Annotated in this window: 17 protein-coding genes; all 17 read right to left on the bottom strand. The window is 53.8% G+C overall.

Features of this window, described 5'->3' with window-relative positions; genetic code table 11:
- Positions 1-96 precede the first annotated feature (96 nt).
- Positions 97-858: a WecB/TagA/CpsF family glycosyltransferase gene (locus BN3277_RS07805; RefSeq protein ID WP_089153322.1), complete on the bottom strand. Its 762-nt coding sequence runs from the start codon at positions 856-858 to the stop codon at positions 97-99.
- 14 nt (positions 859-872) lie between these two features.
- Entirely contained in the window at positions 873-2,018 is a 1,146-nt protein-coding gene (gene csaB, locus BN3277_RS07800; RefSeq protein WP_059041679.1) for a polysaccharide pyruvyl transferase CsaB, read from the bottom strand.
- Positions 1,991-4,009 (bottom strand): DUF5693 family protein, encoded by a 2,019-nt coding sequence (locus BN3277_RS07795; RefSeq protein WP_059041678.1) that lies wholly within the window; start codon positions 4,007-4,009, stop codon positions 1,991-1,993. Before BN3277_RS07795 ends, csaB begins: the two co-directional genes overlap by 28 nt.
- Positions 4,010-4,079: 70 nt before the next feature.
- Positions 4,080-5,798, bottom strand: a complete 1,719-nt coding sequence (locus BN3277_RS07790; RefSeq protein ID WP_059041677.1) for a phospho-sugar mutase — start codon at positions 5,796-5,798, stop codon at positions 4,080-4,082.
- A 44-nt stretch (positions 5,799-5,842) separates the two neighbouring features.
- The gene (fabZ, locus tag BN3277_RS07785; protein ID WP_059041676.1) at positions 5,843-6,265 is read right to left on the bottom strand and encodes a 3-hydroxyacyl-ACP dehydratase FabZ; all 423 of its coding nucleotides are present in this window, start codon (positions 6,263-6,265) and stop codon (positions 5,843-5,845) included.
- A gap of 344 nt (positions 6,266-6,609) precedes the next feature.
- On the bottom strand, positions 6,610-6,813 hold the full coding sequence (locus BN3277_RS07780) for a DNA-directed RNA polymerase subunit beta (protein WP_059041675.1): 204 nt from the start codon (positions 6,811-6,813) through the stop codon (positions 6,610-6,612).
- Positions 6,814-6,825: 12 nt separating this feature from the next.
- Entirely contained in the window at positions 6,826-7,647 is an 822-nt protein-coding gene (locus BN3277_RS07775) for a flagellar hook-basal body protein (protein ID WP_059041674.1), read from the bottom strand.
- A 32-nt stretch (positions 7,648-7,679) separates the two neighbouring features.
- Positions 7,680-8,579, bottom strand: coding sequence for a flagellar hook-basal body protein (locus BN3277_RS07770; protein ID WP_059041673.1), 900 nt, complete (start codon positions 8,577-8,579; stop codon positions 7,680-7,682).
- Positions 8,580-8,657: 78 nt separating this feature from the next.
- Positions 8,658-9,656: a rod shape-determining protein gene (gene mreB, locus BN3277_RS07765; RefSeq protein ID WP_059041672.1), complete on the bottom strand. Its 999-nt coding sequence runs from the start codon at positions 9,654-9,656 to the stop codon at positions 8,658-8,660.
- Positions 9,657-9,898: 242 nt separating this feature from the next.
- On the bottom strand, positions 9,899-10,183 hold the full coding sequence (gene spoIIID, locus BN3277_RS07760) for a sporulation transcriptional regulator SpoIIID (protein ID WP_059041671.1): 285 nt from the start codon (positions 10,181-10,183) through the stop codon (positions 9,899-9,901).
- Positions 10,184-10,663: 480 nt separating this feature from the next.
- The gene (locus tag BN3277_RS07755; protein WP_059041670.1) at positions 10,664-11,410 is read right to left on the bottom strand and encodes a M23 family metallopeptidase; all 747 of its coding nucleotides are present in this window, start codon (positions 11,408-11,410) and stop codon (positions 10,664-10,666) included.
- Positions 11,411-11,510: 100 nt separating this feature from the next.
- Positions 11,511-12,641, bottom strand: coding sequence for a stage II sporulation protein D (gene spoIID, locus BN3277_RS07750; RefSeq protein WP_232436357.1), 1,131 nt, complete (start codon positions 12,639-12,641; stop codon positions 11,511-11,513).
- A 406-nt stretch (positions 12,642-13,047) separates the two neighbouring features.
- Positions 13,048-14,391 carry a UDP-N-acetylglucosamine 1-carboxyvinyltransferase gene (gene murA / locus BN3277_RS07745; protein ID WP_059041668.1) on the bottom strand — a complete coding sequence of 448 codons (1,344 nt, stop codon included), beginning with the start codon at positions 14,389-14,391 and terminating at the stop codon, positions 13,048-13,050.
- Positions 14,392-14,676: 285 nt separating this feature from the next.
- Entirely contained in the window at positions 14,677-14,931 is a 255-nt protein-coding gene (locus tag BN3277_RS07740) for a DUF1146 family protein (protein ID WP_059041667.1), read from the bottom strand.
- Positions 14,932-15,202: 271 nt separating this feature from the next.
- Positions 15,203-15,619, bottom strand: a complete 417-nt coding sequence (locus BN3277_RS07735) for a F0F1 ATP synthase subunit epsilon (RefSeq protein ID WP_059041666.1) — start codon at positions 15,617-15,619, stop codon at positions 15,203-15,205.
- A 59-nt stretch (positions 15,620-15,678) separates the two neighbouring features.
- Positions 15,679-17,070 carry a F0F1 ATP synthase subunit beta gene (gene atpD, locus BN3277_RS07730; RefSeq protein WP_059041665.1) on the bottom strand — a complete coding sequence of 464 codons (1,392 nt, stop codon included), beginning with the start codon at positions 17,068-17,070 and terminating at the stop codon, positions 15,679-15,681.
- A gap of 34 nt (positions 17,071-17,104) precedes the next feature.
- Positions 17,105-17,968, bottom strand: a complete 864-nt coding sequence (gene atpG / locus BN3277_RS07725) for an ATP synthase F1 subunit gamma (RefSeq protein ID WP_059041664.1) — start codon at positions 17,966-17,968, stop codon at positions 17,105-17,107.
- Positions 17,969-18,225 lie beyond the last annotated feature (257 nt).

The following is an 18,225-nucleotide window of genomic DNA, read 5'->3' as shown; positions in this document are numbered from 1 at the left end:
ATTGTTCTGCACCGGAATGATTATACTCCGATTGAGGAGAAACACCAACCCCGTATTTGCGCAAAAAACCGCAGTTATTCATGGAAATCGAGACATTTAGCCCATTTTCGTAAGGTTTTCTTTCTCCCGCAGTACGCGAACGGCGAATTTCGGCAGCGCCAGCATTCTGCGGAAGCGGGTAGGTTCCTTTAACAACCGGTACATCCATTCCAGTCGAAGCTTCCGGAAAGCCATGGGAGCTCTTTTGGTGCGCCCGGAAATGACGTCGAAGCTGCCCCCAACTCCCATCATGACAGGGACGCGCAGAACATCTTTGTACTTGGCGATCCAAGGCTCCTGCGTGTCCGCCCCCCGGGCGACAAACAATAGATCGGGTGCGGCTTTGACGATCTCATCGATGACTTCCCGATCTTGATCGGGCCCGAAATAGCCGTCGCGGTAACCTGCAATCGTCGCTCCGGGATACTGCAGCGCCAATCGGCGTGCGGTCTCCTTCACGACATCCGGTGCAGAGCCAAGCAGGTACACCTTCCAGCCAAACCGTTCCCCCTGCTTCATCAATTCATGCAGCAAGTCGTACCCCGGCACGCGTTCCGTTACGGGATCGCCGCCTTTTTGCGCCGCCCACACCAGGCCGGTTCCGTCCGGCACGATCAATTCAGCAGTTTGCATCATCGCTTTGTATTCCGGGTTTTCGATCGCCGCCATCATCATGATTGGATTGGCCGTAATCACATGATTCGGCGTCTTGGACGCAACCGCCTCCGTCAAATGGGCGACCACTTCCTTCATCCCCCATTTGCTAACGGGAACGCCAAACACCGAAACCGTCGGAATCCCTTCCTTGATCTTGGTCATCACCTGTTCACCCATCACTTTCGTAAAAATTCAACGATCCGCCGCGCGGGCACCCGTGCTTCCCGTTTCAGTTCGGCAATTTGCGCGGCGTGGCTCTTGCGCCACGTCCCGGCTTCCTGCAGGAGGCGCTCCCCTTCCGCGGCTAAAATCCGCGGATCCAGCTCCTCCGCCGTCCCGACCGGGACGCTTCCGATGCGACCTAAGAAATGGTCGATCTTCGGGTCATACGAGACGCCAAGCAGCGGGACGTTCTGCGAGGCGGCGTAGATCAAGCTGTGCAGCCGCATGCCGACCAGCAGGCTGCACCGGCTCACCTCCCGCAGCATATCCTGCGGGTGCTCCGTCTCTGGCGCGATACTTACGGTGCAGCCGCGTTCCGCCACATTCCCCAGCCGCTCCATCACGAAGCGTGAAGCTTCGACGTCGCTGGGGAGATGAAAAGGCAGGAACCGGATATGCACCGGCTTGCGGCGGCAGAGCAGCGAGAGCCCTTCGGCCAGCTGCGTTAGCTCGGTTCGCGCTTCGTTCCAGAAGCGAACCGATACGCCAACCACCGGCAGCTCCGAGGCGGTGGACTCGCCAACATCGCCGTTCCCTTCCGACCCGCCGGCGTTTTCCCGCAGCGTCAGCCCCATCACCGGGTCGGGTACGACCTGAACGGCGTCCTTCCCGCGAAGGCCCATGTCCCGCAGCAAGCTAGCCGATTCCGTATCGCGTACGGAAATATAGTCGCAGCGCCGGAACACCGAAGCGATCAGCGGCCGGAACAGCTTGCGGTTCACCGGTCCGATGCCCTGAGCATAGACGAAGGTCGGCTTGCCAAGCCATTGCGCCAGTTTGATCACGCCCAGATAATACGGGATCGACTTGATCCCCGTGGCATCCTGCAGCAGGCTGCCGCCTCCACTGATCAACCCGTCGCTGCTCTTTATAGCCTTCCTTACCTCGCCGAGTTTCATCCGGTGTACCGATTCCACGCCATACGTCCGACTTGTCCATTCCGGATCGATCGAGAGCACGATGGGCTTAATATCCACCCCCGTGGTAAGCCCCTCTTCTTCCAGCGCCAACAGGATGGACTGAAGCACCGCTTCGTCCCCGCTGTTGCGAAATCCGTAATACCCCGACAAGACTAAAGTTTTAGCAGTCGTGGCGACCATTTATCCCAGCACCTTTCAATGATTTGCCAAACCAGAACGGCAATCAAACCAATCACAAGACCTAGTCCGAGACCAAGCACATCGCGAATCAACGAAAGCACTGCCGGAGTGTGAATATGCGCAAACGTATCGACCATCGACAGTTGGCCCATCACCGCAATAATCATCGCAAACATCGCCCAGCGATAGCGGAATGCAGCGAACAACCCTACGATAAAGAGCGGATGCGCCAGCAAAAATTCCTTGTTCCGCGGCCGAACGCCAAACGTGTTCTCCAAGAAGGAACGGAAAGCCGCTTCGCCCGGCAGCAGCGTGCCGGCATTGCCGGTCCGGGACAGGTAGTACAACGCTGCAACCCCAAGTACGGCGGCAACCGCTACCCATAACACCGTGATCGGCATACGCAGCCATTTCCGCAGCTCTTCCCAAACCGAGTTACCTCGATACAAGAAGACATAGATCGCAATCAGCAAAATCGGTCCCAGATGCAGCAAGCTTACGCCGCGGAACTGATTTAGCACCAAGCTGTACGTGATGTTGTTCAAAAGAGCAATAACGAACGGTACGGCGGTCAGCGACAGCAGCGAGGTTTTGATAAACAACACGATCGTATGCGTCAACCGTCGACCACCCGAAAAATTCGAATGTTTCTCCTGCAGCTCCTGCACCTTGCGGATCGCCAGCACCATCGCGATGGTCGGCGCGCTGATGGCTACAAACAAGGCCAGCGCTTGCTCAAGTAGTACCGGCTTCAGTACGTAAAGACCGGCTGAACCCACCAAACCGAGGACAAACGCAGCCAGCGTGAGCGATGGCAAGAAGCAAGAGATCAACAGCGCCACAAACGCTACGCCCCCAAGGACTACCAGTGCTTTGAGGTATCGCTGCCAGCTTGCGTCGTGAATCGTAAAGGCTTCGGCCTGTCCAAGCTCAAACCCGTTGTTTTCGATACGCTCAATCGCCTTCCCCGGAGCTTGCAACGAACCAATCAGATTGTCGATCGGATTGGTGATCGCTGCCTTCGCGAGATCCTTGGAAGCAGAAGCGTTGAGATAAACCATCCGGATGTTCCGGTCTTTGGTGGCCAACACGAACCGGTCGGCCAAGGTCGCCTTATCTTGGGAGGCTTCCGTATCGGCCAAAGAGTGCAGGCGCACCACATTATAGTCGATCAAGTAGGCCAGCTTATTAAATCCTTTTTGCGGAGCCTTCAGGTTTTCGATGGCCGCGATGCCGATACCATGCTTCTTCAGCAAATCAGCAAAGCCCTGCAGGCTGTTCTTCGACTCATTTTCGGTGAAGCCCTTCACCGCCTCGCCGTCGAACAAAATGCGGGTCACCCCATTTTCAGCAAAATAGGCCAACTGCTGGTCCAACTCTGCCTGATCATAAGGGATATTGTCCGAAAGTCGCGGCAAAATGGTAAAGCCCTTCTCCCGCAGCATTGCAAAAGCGATCGGATCCAGCGGCAACGGCTTCATGACCGCTTCTTCCATCCCCATGCCGATCACCAGACCGCCAAGGTCCTGATACTGCCAGTTCGCTACCGGCACGTCCAGCTTGCGGAACGCCGCTTCGATCATCGGCTTCAGCTCCGCTTCGTTCTCCGCACTGGTAAACGCCAGGTACGTATAATTGCCGTTCTCTGCAATGACGGCTCCGTTCAGCTTCGCGGCTTCCACCGAGCTAAACACCATAATCCGGCGCGTCTTCGACAATTCGTCCAGCGTGCTTTCAAACATCGCCATTGTGCCTATGCCGGCTTCCTTCAGCCGATCCAGCTGTTCGTCAAGATATGCCTTTGGGTCCGCTTGATACGAAGCGATATCCAACAAACCTCGATAATTCATGACGAACTCCACTTGGTTCGCGGATGACTCCGTTTGAACCCGCTGCGCGATCACCGGCACGGATGCCAGGATTCCGACAATCACCAAAACCCACAACCATTTGCGGGAAGCGTTATTCCACCGCTGCCAACTTCGAATCACTAAGGTACCTCCTCAAAAATGCATAAATCCACATCTGTTATTTGTGTCCCAAACGAACTCGAACTTGCCTTTACTTCTCAACTCGCGCAAGCACATCGTCTTGAATCCGATCCAAGCGCGACTTGGCGTCTTCCGCAGAAGTACCGCAAACGCCGAAATAGAATTTGATCTTCGGTTCCGTCCCCGACGGCCGCAGACAGAACCACGAACCATCCTCCAGCAAAAACTTCAATACGTTCTCCTTCGGCAAACCGTCAAGGCCCAGCGAGTAATCGAGGACCTCGGATACACGCACGCCTCCAACTTCCTGCGGCGGTTGGCTGCGGAACGCTTCCATCAGCGCGCCGATTTGAGCCAGACCGTCTTTGCCCTTCAACGTACGGGAAGCCAGCGTTTCGCGGTAGTACCCGAATTGTCCGTACAGCTCTTCGAGTACATCGATCAACGTCTTGCCTTGGCGTTTATAATAAGCCGCTGCTTCGCAGATCAAGGTCGAGGCCACGACGGCATCCTTGTCCCGCGCATAGTTGCCCGCTAGATACCCGTAGCTTTCCTCATAACCAAATAAATAAGTATAATCGCCGGAAGCTTCAAACTCGTTCATCTTCTCGCCGATGTATTTGAAGCCGGTCAGCGTGTTAAACACCGTTGCTCCGTAATGGCGGGCGATGGCGGCGCCAAATTCGCTGGTGACAATCGTTTTGACGACGGCACCGTTCTGCGGAAGCGCACCTTTTTCCTTCAATTGGCTTAATACATAATGAACGAGCAAGGAACCCGATTGGTTACCGGTAAGAATTTCATATTCGCCGTCCCGTGTCCGCACGACTGCACCCATGCGGTCCGCATCGGGGTCCGTGCCGATCAGCAGATCCGCCCCCACTTGTTTGCCCAGCTCAATCGCCATCGTGAACGCTTCCCGTTCTTCCGGGTTTGGCGATTTCACGGTAGGAAAATCTCCGTCCGGCAATTCCTGTTCCTTCACGATATGCACTTGGGTAAACCCGATCTTCTCCAAAGCACGGCGAACCGGCAGGTTCCCTGTTCCGTGCAGCGGGGTAAAGACCACCACGAGATCCTTCGCCGCACCTGCGGCCATCAGTTCGCGATTCACGCTGGTGTTCGCTACGGTATCCGCAAACGCCTCATCCTCGGCTGCGCCAAGCCAAACAAGCAGCCCCTTTGCTTCCGCTTCCTCACGGCTTAACCGCTTGACTTGGGCGAACGAGGCAATCTCCTGAATCCGAGCAATAACCTGCTCCGCTTCATGCGGAACCAGTTGGCCGCCCGTTGAGTTATAGACTTTGTAGCCGTTGTACTCCGGCGGATTATGACTCGCCGTCACAACGATCCCCCCGGTTGCTTTCTGCACACGCACCGAATAAGACAGCTGCGGCGTTGGGCGAAGCGACGGGAACAGCTTGGCAACGATGCCGTTGCCGGCCAGCACCAACGCCGCCTCAAGCGCAAACTCCGGCGAGAAGTGGCGGCAGTCATGCGCGATGACCACGGAAGGTGCTCCGGCTTGGCCCGCATGCGCTTCCAGAATATATTCGGCAAAGCCCTGCGAAGCACGGGCAACCGTATAGCGGTTCATGCGGTTGCTCCCGGCGCCGATCACGCCACGCAAACCACCTGTACCAAACTCCAGATCCCGATAGAAACGGTCCTCGAGTTCGGACGGGTTATTTTCCAAGTCGCGCAGTTCCTGTTTGGTGGCGTCATCAATCGTTGGGTCTTGCAGCCAGTTCTCCAGCTTCTCTCTTACCGCCTTGCTGATTTCAGTCATGGTTGTTTCTCCTCCTTAGTGATCTCCTTATACTTTGAGCCCGATTACGACAAGGCGAACATGATGTCTCCTTCAGCGACAATCTTATCGTCCACTTTGGCAATCGCGTGGCCTTTCCCGATAGAGCCCTTCATCCGAGTAATTTCGACCTCCAGACGCAGCGTATCCCCTGGAACTACTTGCCCGCGGAACCGGAACTCGTCGAGCCCGGCCAAAAAGCCGATTTTCCCGCGATTCGCTTCCACATTCAGTATCGCCACGGCTCCAACCTGTGCCAATGCTTCTGTAATCAGCACGCCGGGCATGACGGGGTATCCCGGGAAATGTCCGGTGAAGAAAGGCTCGTTGATCGTCACGTTCTTAATGCCGACGGCGCGTTTCCCTTCCTCCAACTCGATGATTCGATCCACCAGCAGAAACGGAGGGCGATGCGGAAGAATCTCCTGAATTTCATTCGTATTTAACATATGTACGTCTCCTTTCGGTTTGTCGCAGGTGTTCCGAGCTTGCGCTGCTCCACATTTGAATAAAAGCGCAGGCATCCGGTCACACTGTAGTTATCCTTCGCCTCTGCAGAAGCGAAGGTTAAGATAAGGGGCTTATCCGCAAACGACCCCCAGGTCGGTTACGGATATAGCCCTTTTGACTTTGTTTTAGCCGGATAGTCCCCCATCATTATACATTTTTCGCCTACAAAAAGAAAACTCCCGTTAGCCGAGAGTTCGTGGACAATTATGTTAAATTCATTGAGTTTCTTCTATTATATATGCGTTCCCTACGCAAAAACGCAAGTGTCCGCTTCCGCCGTCATTTACGAAGCAAACACCAGGTCGAATACATGCTTCCACGTCGACCATTGCCAGATGTCCGAAGCGTCCTGTTTGCCGAAAACGACATAGCCTACGACGGTACCCGCCGCCAAAGCCACAACGAGAACCAGCAACACGAGGACGATACGCAGGATGACGATCCAGGCCGGGCGTTTAGCAGCCATCGGTTGATTGTCTTCACTCATGAAGCTTCCCACCTATCCGCGCAAGTTGTTGGCCAGACCCATCATCGTTTCGCCGGACGTCAGCGCGCGAGCAGTCAATTGATAGGCGCGCTGCACTTGAATCATTTCAGCCATCGCTTCGGTCAAGTCTACGTTGGAAGCTTCCAACGCCCCTTGACGAAGGCTAGCCCGCTGCTCCTGCGGCAGGGTGAGTGTATCCACCATCGCCTCGGCAGGATCCAAGCCTGCAGCCAGGACAAACAGGTTACCATCCTTCTGAACCAGCGCATCCGGTCGTCCTGCCGTCAGCAGGGCGATTCGCCCCACTTCCGTTGTTCCCTCCCCGTTTGTAGCCAGAAGGTTCCCTTCGGAGTCAACGCTCAGCTTGGCATCGGAAGGGAATGTGATGGGGTCGCCATCGGCATTTAACACCACATAACCTTGTTGATTCACTAAGAAAGCCGCATCGGCGTCATCCGGATCCGGTTGTACGTGAAAATCTCCACCGCGGGTATAAGCGACAACCCCATCCGGGGTTAACACGCTAAACATCGCATTCCCTTCAATCGCCAGATCGGTAGGATTCCCGGTCTCCTTGATGGAGCCTTGGGTATAATTCACCGTAACCTGCGACATTCTGGAACCGAATCCGAGCGTAAAGCCGGATGGTGTGGCGCGGCCGGGCAAATTCAGATCGGAGGTCTGCTGCTGTACCCGCGTCAACGTATCTTCGAAATTGGCTTGTTTTCGTTTATAGCCTACCGTATCCACATTCGCGATGTTGTCCGCAAGCAAGTCCAGACGTTGTTGAATTCCGCTCATCGAAACCATCGCGCTGATGATGGTGTTATTCATGCCGCACCTCCTGTAATGGCTGGTCGCTTAACTTACACGCGGCCGATTTCATTCACCGCTTTATCTAAGCTTTTATCGTAATATTGAATGATTTTCTGGTTGGATTCATAAGCCCGTTGGGCTGCCATCAAGTCTACCATTGCTTGGGCTGAATCGACGTTGGATACCTCCAAATAACCTTGGCGTACCACGGCTCCATCCGCTCCAGGCACCAACTCGCGAACTCCCGCTGCCTCTTCATCTGCAACGCGGTAAACGCCGTTGCCTTCCCGGACCAACTGGTAAAGCTGTTCAATCACCGTGACTCCTAGTGTTCCCAAGTTAACCGGTTCACCGGTATTGTCCAGCGCCGTTAAGTTCCCGGCTTCATCGCTGGTCAGCGTATTCACGGACAGTCCCGCATCGAGGACGATCGGCGTGCCGGTGGCATCCAGAACTCGGTAGCCGGTGGACGTTCTCAGTTCTCCCGCCGCATTGACGGAGAAGCTGCCATCTCGGGTATACCGAACATTCCCCTCGTTATCTTCCACGGCGAAGAAAGCCTGAGGCTGATAAATCACCTCGCCGTCCTCCGTCACAAATTTGCCCGATGCGTCAAAAGCATAAGGTTGGCCCGTTGCCGGGTTGGTTAGGCCAAGCTCTGAGATCAGGGCAAAGTCGGTTCCGTTCCCGGTTTCCTTTAAATCCCCTTGCGTAAACGCCGGCAAGCTCTCTTCCGCAAATACCCCGGTCACAAGCTTCCCGATGCGCGAAGTGGCTCCCGATTGCTTGTCCCCCATCAGAGAGATTAACATTTCGGGAAAAGAGTGCGCCACCGTGTTCACCGATTTATAGCCTGGTGTATTGAGATTGGCGATATTTTGCGTAACTGTATCATGCCGCCGCTGCTCGGCAATCATGCCGGATGCTGCGGTATAGAGACCTCTAAGCATGGCCTTCCCTCCAAACGTACTGTATATTCAATGCCCTAACTAACCGGGCAACACATTCTTTCTTATTATATCGGACGATTAGAGCTTTCTTCTTAGCACCTTGTCCAAATTATCGAGCATGATGCCCGTTCCCTTCACCACGCAGTGCATCGGATCTTCGGCAATCAGCACCGGCACGCGAAGCTCTTCGGCAAGAAGCTCGTCCAGTCCGTTCAGCAGAGCGCCTCCCCCGGTCAAAATCACGCCGCGGTCGATAATATCGGCGGACAATTCCGGCGGAGTGCGCTCCAGCACCGATTTGGCGGTGGCTACGATGGAGGATACCGGATCGGCCAGCGCTTCCTGAACCTCGTTCGCCGTAATCGTCACAGTCAGCGGCAGCCCGGACACCATGTCCCGACCGCGGATATCCATCTCGGCCGCCCGTCCGTTCGGGTATACCGTTCCGATCCCGATCTTGATATCCTCCGCCGTCCGTTCGCCAATCAATAGCTTGTACTTCGTTTTAATATATTTAATGATGGCGGCATCAAACTTGTCCCCAGCGACTTTAAGCGACGAGGCGGTGACGATGTCCCCCATGGAGAGCACCGCCACATCCGTCGTTCCGCCACCGATATCGACAACCATGTTACCGCTCGGCTCGAAAATATCCATACCGGCTCCAATTGCAGCCGCTTTCGGTTCTTCTTCCAAATAGACTTCTTTGGCACCGCTGTGTTCGGCGGCTTCGCGAATCGACTTCTGCTCCACCGAGGTAATGTTCGTCGGCGCGCAGATCAGAATTCTCGGATGGCTATACCAGCTTCTACCGCCCACCCGGTCAATAAAGTATCTCAACATCGTTTCCGTAATTTCAAAATCGGCAATGACTCCGTCCCTCAAGGGACGAATTGCAGTGATATTTCCGGGCGTCCGGCCCACCATCTTTCTGGCTTCTTCACCGACGGCCAGCACCCGTCTTCCGTCGCTGTCAATCGCGACTACGGAAGGTTCGTCAAGAACGACTCCCTTCCCTTTCACATGAATCAGCACATTGGCCGTGCCTAAATCAATCCCAATATCCTTGCCCATCATTCGATCCCCCAAAGCGTATTTTTGTAAATCACGGAAAGGACGTAGCGGCCCTACCCCATGGAATATGGCAGAAGTGTCCCGCTAACCAAGGTGTTGTTAATCGACAAAAGTCGAAGAATATCGCGAAATTTCGGGATAAATGGATGAAAATCCACATCATCTTATACCATATTTAAAAATACCATACTTTAGGGGAATGATTCAATGAAAATCGTTCGATGGGTGAACTAAATAATTACCCATTATTTGACGGAACTAATCACCTCGCGTTTGGTTTGGCCTTTTTTCTTATACTTGATCTTCGTCGCTTCCCCGCCGCGCAGGTGTCTGATCGATTTGTGATATTCGAGAATGTGCTTCACCTGATCCGCCAAATCCGGATTAATCTCCGGCAGACGTTCCGTTAAATCCTTGTGCACCGTGCTTTTGGAAACGCCGAATTCCTTGGCGATCGTTCGAACTGTGTGCCGCGTTTCCACGATGCACCGTCCAATCTTTATCGTCCGTTCCTTGATGTAATCGTGCACGCTCCCGCCTCCCTCAACTCGAGATAGTTTGGTACATTATATGAGGGGCGGGCCTAGATATTCTTTGTTTCCAAGCCTGACAAGCCTGGGCGAGGCCATTTATTTTACCTCCGGTCACTTCATAGGAAGGCGCAGCAGGGCGGGACAAGTTCAGTGAGGGGTGTGAAATGAAGGGGAATTAGCGTGATAATATCACCTTATTGGGGAGTGTTCGGGTTCATTTCGGAAACTAGCGTTATCCAATCACCTTATTTCCAGCATTTGCGCTGCTTTGAACCTCATTTTGAGAAAATAGCGTTAAAAACTCCCCCTATTCGTTCGTTAATCCTGCTTTTTCGTGAAATAAGATGATTTCATAACGCTATTTCATTCATCTGAACAGAAAAAAACGGAGAGCTCTTTGCTCTCCGTTAGGCTTGCCGCAACTGTCCGAACGATTGGATCGGCGGCAGTGCCTATAAAGGGATGGATGGGTTAACCTCAGTTTTTCGGAAGTACGGTTTCCGGATTCACCAGCTCGCCGTTTTCGTAAATCGCGAAATGGACGTGATTGTCGAGGTCCTTCTCGATTTCGTTACGGCCGGCGCTGCCGATCATGTCGCCTTGCTTCACTTCGGCATCCTTCTTCACCTTCACTTCGCCCAAGCTTTCGTAAACCGTCTTCAGGTTGTTGGCGTGGGTAATTTCCACGACATACCCGAGGAGCGGAACTTCTTCAACCCGCGTCACTTTTCCGCTCATGGCGGCCGTTACCTCGAAAGGCTTGCGGTCTTCGCGGGCCAGGTCGATCCCGGTGTTTGGCGTAAACGTATCGTTGTACTGCACCAGGGCGGCTTGATGTTGCTCAGCCGTACCTTCCTTCTCATAGAACGGTTTCACGACGGCAACTTCGGCGGCATTCGCTACCGGCCAAGTGAGATCTTCGGAGGAGGCGATAACCTCGGTCGCTTCTTCCTCTTTCGTTCCCTCTCCGGTTGCGGCTTCCTCATCGCCGGACAGGTTTACGGTGTCGGTCACGCTGGCGGGGGTCGAGTCCATTGGCTTGTTGCTCGCATCCTGGTAGACCCACACTAAGGTTAGTATAATTGCCGCTGCCGCCACATATGCTGCCGGGTAAACCCATCTCTTGGACAATAATCTCTTCCACGCGGATACCGGTTTGACCGGCTCTCCCAATCCAATTTTAGGAGATTCCTCGTGTCCTGTTTTTTTCTGGTTTTCATTCATTTGCTCATCACCTCAGTAACCAGTGTTACCGGGGCGAACTCTTTTATACTTCGGCTTTATACTTTTTTTCAGAAAAAGAGAATCATCGTTTTTCACAAGGTTACTTGAGAAAATGGGAGGCTTGCTGAAACGAGATTCCCGTGTAGTAGTGTTTGAGGATTTGCGTGGCCGTATATCCTTCTTGTGCCATCCCGTTGGCTCCCCACTGACTCATCCCCACCCCATGGCCGTAGCCGTAGGTAGTGATCTTCACGGTATCGCCGGTCACCGCCAGCGTAAACTGACTGGAGCGGAGATCGAGCCTCTCCCGAACTTCGCGTCCGGTGTAGACCTGATCGCCGATCCGAATTTCCTTAACGCGGCGTCCGGAGGTCCAAGACAGCGTCTTAAACAGCTTGCCTGCACTCAGCTTCGCCGCCGCGGCTTTGCTGTCTCCCTGATCCAAGGCCGCCAAAGCGGTCTGCACGGGTTCAGGCACCTTTTGCCCTAGCTTGCCGTACAGCTGGGAGAGGGGCATCTCAAGGGTCTCGCGGTTTTTGGGATTGATCGCGGCGTCCCACGGACTCGGTACGCTGCGCAAGTAAGGGATTTTCAGGGACCAATACTCTTCGGAGTTCTCCGTATAACCACCGCTGGAGGAGAAGAAGGAAGCGGTGATCGGCTGACCGCGATAGGTCATTACGATCCCTTCCGTTTGTTTCACGGCCTGGCGCAGCTTATCGAGCTGTGCCGCCTTACCTAGACTTGGCCACTCTTCCAAATCAGCGCGGGAGAGGTAGACTTGATGCTCCACCGTATCGTTGACATCGGCTTTGCCGCCCGCGGTGCCACTGGTATCTTCGGCTGCCAGCCGCCGAACGATAAAAGTACGCGCCGCGATGGCCTGCGCTTTGAGGGCCGCGAGCTCGAAGTCCGCCGGCATCTCGGCGGCGAGGACGCCGGTGACGTACTGCTCGAGCGGCACGGTCTCGACCGCGCCGGTGCGCGTGACCCCCTGGGGTGGTGCCGCCGCCGGGGCAAGCCCCCGGGCCGCCTTCGCCTCGCCCGGACTCCTCCCACTGCCCGCTTGGTTCTCGTTCTGCCCTAACGGCCGGAACGGTACCCTTCCGCTAGTCGGAAGCTCTCTATGTTCTACCTCTCTGTGTTCCAACTCTCTGCGTTCTTCTTCTCCACGCTTCACCTCTCGGCGTGGCGCTACATTTATCCTTACGGTTTGATTTCGCTCCTGCATCGTTTGATTTACCTCCGCCTCTGATCGTGCTGCCTCGAATACCTATCACCTAAAGCGAGCTACTAACCTAGCGTTTCTCTCCTTATATCGTTTACCCGCTATACTTATAGATATGAGTTTTGGCGAATTGCTAGAACCCGTTTTCTCCCTTCTTAAGCGATGCACGCTAAAATGTTGCATTCCCTGCAACATTTCGTGGCCTATTTGGCCGCTGACTATAATATTGATGTATTAGGTACATCATTTTAAGCCTGCTTTAACCTCCACCAGCTCTCCCCAACCAAATAAAAAAAACCGGTTTCCCGGGTCTTCGCTAACGTTTATCCCTATCCATAAGGAGGGGGAAAAAGAAAGAAACCACACCTTCGGTATGGTTTCTTCCGTACTCTATTCAATTAAGCCATGGTTAAGCCCAAGATGGCTGAATTTTCAATACCGGGATTTCCTCTTTGACGTTAGCCGACACCTTCTCGGCTTCCGGAGCGGTCTCTTCGACCGTGATACGCCAAATGTCTGCACCCAGACCGGTTAGTTTCTCAGCCAGATCCACATAACCCCGGTCGATATGATGCGTACCGCTGACTTCCGTTGTACCTTCCGCTACCAAGCCGGCGAGAATCAGTGCAGCTCCGGCACGAAGGTCGGTGGCGCATACCTTGGCTCCGCTGAGCTTGCTGCCCCCGGAGACGATTGCGCTGCGCCCTTCCACCTTAATGTCGGCGCTCATTAAACGGAATTGATCCACATGCATGAAGCGATTTTCGAATACGGTCTCGGTAATGACGCTAGCCCCTTCGGTCACCAGCAGCAGAGCCATCATTTGCGACTGCATATCGGTCGGGAAGCCCGGGTAAGGCAGTGTCTTCACGTCAACGGCTTTCAGCGGCTTATCCGCGATCACACGTACTCCGTTCTCCTGCGCTTCCACCGTCACGCCCATTTCCTCCAGCTTAGAAATCACCGGACCCAAGTGATCGGCAATGGCCCCTTCAACGAATACATTTCCGCCGGTAATCGCCGCAGCCACCATGAAAGTACCGGCTTCAATCCGATCAGGGATCACGGTATGTTCGCAGCCGTGCAGTCGCTCAACGCCTTCGATCCGAATCATGCCTGTACCCGCACCGCGTACGACAGCGCCCATGCTGTTCAAGTAGTTGGCCAAATCGACGATTTCCGGTTCCTTGGCCGCATTTTCAATAATGGTTGTGCCTTCCGCCAAGGTTGCTGCCATCATAATATTCTCCGTAGCACCTACGCTGGCAACGTCCAAATATATCTTTGCACCGCGGAGGCGGCCGTTCGCCTTAGCTTCGATAAATCCATGACCAAGGGTGATCTCTGCGCCCATCGCCTCGAAGCCCTTCAAATGCTGATCAATGGGTCTCGTTCCAATCGCGCAGCCGCCCGGCAGGGAAATCCGGGTGAACCCCATCCGTGTCAACAACGGACCCATGACAAGAAAAGACGCCCGCATCTTTCGCACCCATTCATAAGGCGCTTCGCATGAAGCGATTTGCCGTGCATCGACCGTAATGACTTCCCGGTCATAGGTCACGGCCGCTCCCAGCGACTCCAACACTTTATTAATGGTCATTACATCGTCAAGAGGCGGCGCATCACGAATAATGCTGACCCCTTCTTCCCCTAATAAAGACGCTGCAATGATCGGTAGCACTGAATTTTTAGCACCGCTGACTTTTACGTTCCCGGCCAAAACATTGCCACCGCGGACGATAAATTTGCTCATCATGGTTCCCTCCGCGCGTTCATTTTCACTTATTTCCCGATTTGGAAAAAGATCAACCTGTTCATTCCCTAAATTTCATCATATCACCGGTCATTTAAGGCACACAAGGCTCTAATCCTGTCGAAAAAGCGTGTTTTAGCGCAGAAATCGCCTCTTGCCCCGTTTATGGACATGCTTTCGAGTCGTAGTCCTTACTCACCATTGTTGACACAATGAAATGATGTTATTCGACAATTTACTTCCTGATCTGTTTACCGACTAACCCCACAAACCTTCATTTCGTCGTCATCCAAACATGTACTTCAACATTTGGGTATATCCCCAATAATCCATGACAAACGCGGCTACAAAACGGCCCAACACAACCGCAAGCAGCAGCTGAAGCAGCTTGCCCTGAGGTCCCTTGGGGTGGCGGATGAATAGATCCAGCTTCAAGTTTTGCAGCGCATACCATGACAGCGCGATGCATGCCAAGGAGACGAGGATGGCCGTCAAGCCGCCCACACCGACCGAAGTCGCTACCTGGTCGACCGGATTCATGACTATATCCCCCATCACGTTTATATTTATGCAGCAAGTACCTAAACGGTTAATCTTACCTTTTAACGCATTGAACCAAGTTTCACAACATGTAATATATATCGGTTATGAACTTGTAAAATTATAGACCTTCTATATCATACTTGCCATCGCAGCAATAATCCAGCTTTTCTTTGTCATGCAAAGGTTTCCAAATTCAACTATTACCTAAATGTCAGCGTCACGTCATTCTGAAAGAAAAACAGGCACCCCAAGAGGTGCCCGTTATCTATTATTTCTTATTGCGGTGGCTGGATACATTGATCCGGGTAACCGCTCTTTGCAGCGCTAACTCCGCGCGGCGATGATCGACGCGGTCCTGGTTGCTGCGAGCTGCCAATCGGCGTTCGGCGCGTTCACGAGCCGCAATGGCCCGCTCCAGGTCGATCTCTTCCGGCAGCTCCGCACTTTCGGCAAGGACGATCACTTTTTCGCCCTGCACTTCGATAAAACCGCCGTGTACCGCGATCGTCGTCGTATCCTTGCCGGTCTTCGCAATCACCGGAGCAACTTGCAGCGGTGTAACGAGCGGGATATGGCCTCGCAAAATGCCGAGCTCCCCTTCGAGACCGCGGACCGTCAAGCTGTCCACCTCTTTCGAGAACACCACATGCTCCGGCGTAACGATTTCCAATAAAAAGCTGCTCAAGTTTATCCCTCCTGTTCGTGGGACAGTTCATTTCTGAAGCATCCGGATTCGGCTTGGAATTACAGCGTTTTTGCCTTTTCGACGGCTTCTTCGATCGTTCCTACGAACAGGAACGCTGCTTCCGGAAGGTCGTCGTGCTTGCCGTCCAGAATTTCCTTGAAGCTACGGACCGTTTCGGCAATCGGAACGTATTTTCCGGGAATCCCCGTAAACTGCTCAGCGACGTTAAATGGCTGCGACAGGAAACGTTCGATTTTACGAGCACGGGCTACCAGCGTTTTATCGTCGTCGGACAACTCATCCATACCGAGGATGGCGATGATATCCTGCAATTCTTTATAACGGGCCAATATTTGTTTTACGCCTTGGGCTACGGCATAGTGCTCTTCACCCACGATTTCCGGCGTCAAAATCCGCGAGCTGGATGCCAGCGGGTCCACGGCCGGGAAAATCCCTTTTTCGGAAATTTTCCGCTCCAGGTTGGTCGTTGCGTCCAAGTGAGCAAACGTCGTAGCTGGAGCCGGGTCCGTGTAGTCATCCGCTGGTACGTAAATGGCTTGGATCGAAGTAACGGAGCCTTTCTTGGTCGAAGTGATCCGTTCTTGCAGTTGACCCATTTCGGTTGCCAGCGTCGGCTGGTAACCTACCGCGGACGGCATCCGTCCGAGCAAGGCGGAAACCTCAGAACCCGCTTGCGTAAACCGGAAGATGTTGTCGATGAAGAGCAATACGTCGCGGCCTTCTTGGTCGCGGAAATATTCAGCCATCGTGAGGCCCGTCAAGGCAACGCGCAAACGTGCGCCCGGCGGCTCGTTCATTTGTCCAAAGACCATCGCGGTTTTCTCGATAACGCCGGATTCCGTCATTTCCATGTAAAGGTCGTTCCCTTCACGGGTACGTTCCCCTACGCCGGCAAATACGGAAATCCCGCCGTGTTCGTGCGCGATGTTACGGATCAATTCCTGGATCGTTACGGTCTTCCCTACGCCGGCACCGCCGAACAGGCCGATCTTACCGCCTTTGGCGTAAGGCGCCAGGAGGTCGATCACCTTGATCCCGGTTTCCAGCATTTCCGCTTGCGTCGACAGTTCTTCAAACTTCGGCGGTTCACGGTGGATCGGATATTTCAGTTCCGTGCTAGCGGCGCCCTTTTTGTCGATCGGTTCGCCAAGTACGTTAAATACGCGGCTAAGCGTGGCTTCACCAACCGGAACCGAAATCGGCGCTCCCAAATCGATCGCTTCCGTACCGCGCACAAGGCCATCCGTCGAGGCCATGGCGATACAGCGAACGAGGTTGTCGCCCAGATGATTGGAAGCTTCCAGAACCAGCGCAGACTGGCCTTCTTGCTTCTCAATTTTTATAGCGTTGAAGATTTCCGGCAGTTGACCGCGTTGAAATTCAATGTCAACAACCGGACCCATTACGCTGACAACGCGTCCTTTGTTCATCTTCGTTTCCCTCCTAAAATTGCTTCCGGATCGATTAGCCTTGTGCTGCGTTTGCTCCGGCAACGATCTCCGTGATTTCTTGCGTAATCGCCGCTTGACGCGCGCGGTTGTATGTCAGGGTAAGTTCATTGATCATTTTGGTCGCGTTTTTGGTCGCACTGCCCATGGCGGTCATTTTTGCACCCAACTCACTCGCTTTGCCGTCAAGAAGCGCACCAAAGATCAACGTTTCGGCATATTTCGGAAGCAGAACTTCCAATACGCCCTCTGGTGACGGTTCATACTCGTAGCTGCTGGCCGGACCCTCGCTCTCAACGGAATCAAATGGAAGCAAGCGCTCCACGGTTGGCAGTTGGGTAATCGCATTAACGAACCGGTTGTAGCAAACATAGATCTCGTCGAATTGCTCGGTTTCAAAGCCTTGCACCGCTGCATAGGTCAAGGACTTGATATCCGCGAATCTCGGCGTATCCGAAAGCTCGGTTACATCGTGAACCACCGGATAGTTGCGGCGCTTCAAATAGTCTCTGCCTTTGCGGCCGATCACAAACAGCTCGTATTCCGAAGAAGAAGCGTGGCGGGAACGGACCAAATCCGTCACTTTCCGCAAAATATTCGCGTTATATCCGCCCACCAAACCGCCGTCGGACGTAATCACGATATAGGCGGTTCGCTTCACCGGACGCGTCACGAGCATCGGATGGCTGACGCCTTGAGAGCCCGCCGCGATGCTGGAAACGACCTCTTTCAGCTTCTCCGCGTAAGGCCGAGCAGCTTGCGCTCTCTCCTGCGCTTTACGCAGCTTCGCCGAAGCTACCATTTCCATCGCTTTGGTGATTTGCCGGGTATTTTGAACGCTTTTGATCTGACGCTTGATTTCGCGCATCCCTTTTGCCATGATTTCACCACCTTAAACTTTGGCGTGGCCAAGCTTGGGTGCAAACCATTTGGGTCTATAGGGGCGGCGAGAATGAAATGTTCTTACGATCGCTGTTGCTCGCGGATTTCTTGAATTGTCAATTCAAATATAGTAGAAATCCGCTCACAAAGGCGAACGCTTCGCTTCTCCAGAATCATTTACATCCCCTTGCCGAAAGACCCATTAGGTTTCACTCTAGCCATTGGCATCCCCAAAGTATTTTTTACACACACAGC

The sequence above is a fragment of the Paenibacillus rubinfantis genome, from assembly GCF_001486505.1.
Lineage (GTDB): Bacteria > Bacillota > Bacilli > Paenibacillales > Paenibacillaceae > Fontibacillus > Fontibacillus rubinfantis.
This window is presented reverse-complemented; position numbering and strand designations above follow the sequence as displayed.

Coding starts and splice junctions, on each gene's coding strand:
- BN3277_RS07805 (WP_089153322.1), bottom strand. CDS start 858: ATGACCAAGATCAAGGAAGGGATTCCGACGGTTTCGGTGTTTGGCGTT.
- csaB (WP_059041679.1), bottom strand. CDS start 2,018: ATGGTCGCCACGACTGCTAAAACTTTAGTCTTGTCGGGGTATTACGGA.
- BN3277_RS07790 (WP_059041677.1), bottom strand. CDS start 5,798: ATGACTGAAATCAGCAAGGCGGTAAGAGAGAAGCTGGAGAACTGGCTG.
- fabZ (WP_059041676.1), bottom strand. CDS start 6,265: ATGTTAAATACGAATGAAATTCAGGAGATTCTTCCGCATCGCCCTCCG.
- BN3277_RS07780 (WP_059041675.1), bottom strand. CDS start 6,813: ATGAGTGAAGACAATCAACCGATGGCTGCTAAACGCCCGGCCTGGATC.
- BN3277_RS07775 (WP_059041674.1), bottom strand. CDS start 7,647: ATGAATAACACCATCATCAGCGCGATGGTTTCGATGAGCGGAATTCAA.
- BN3277_RS07770 (WP_059041673.1), bottom strand. CDS start 8,579: ATGCTTAGAGGTCTCTATACCGCAGCATCCGGCATGATTGCCGAGCAG.
- mreB (WP_059041672.1), bottom strand. CDS start 9,656: ATGATGGGCAAGGATATTGGGATTGATTTAGGCACGGCCAATGTGCTG.
- BN3277_RS07755 (WP_059041670.1), bottom strand. CDS start 11,410: ATGAATGAAAACCAGAAAAAAACAGGACACGAGGAATCTCCTAAAATT.
- spoIID (WP_232436357.1), bottom strand. CDS start 12,641: ATGCAGGAGCGAAATCAAACCGTAAGGATAAATGTAGCGCCACGCCGA.
- murA (WP_059041668.1), bottom strand. CDS start 14,391: ATGAGCAAATTTATCGTCCGCGGTGGCAATGTTTTGGCCGGGAACGTA.
- BN3277_RS07740 (WP_059041667.1), bottom strand. CDS start 14,931: ATGAATCCGGTCGACCAGGTAGCGACTTCGGTCGGTGTGGGCGGCTTG.
- atpD (WP_059041665.1), bottom strand. CDS start 17,070: ATGAACAAAGGACGCGTTGTCAGCGTAATGGGTCCGGTTGTTGACATT.
- atpG (WP_059041664.1), bottom strand. CDS start 17,968: ATGGCAAAAGGGATGCGCGAAATCAAGCGTCAGATCAAAAGCGTTCAA.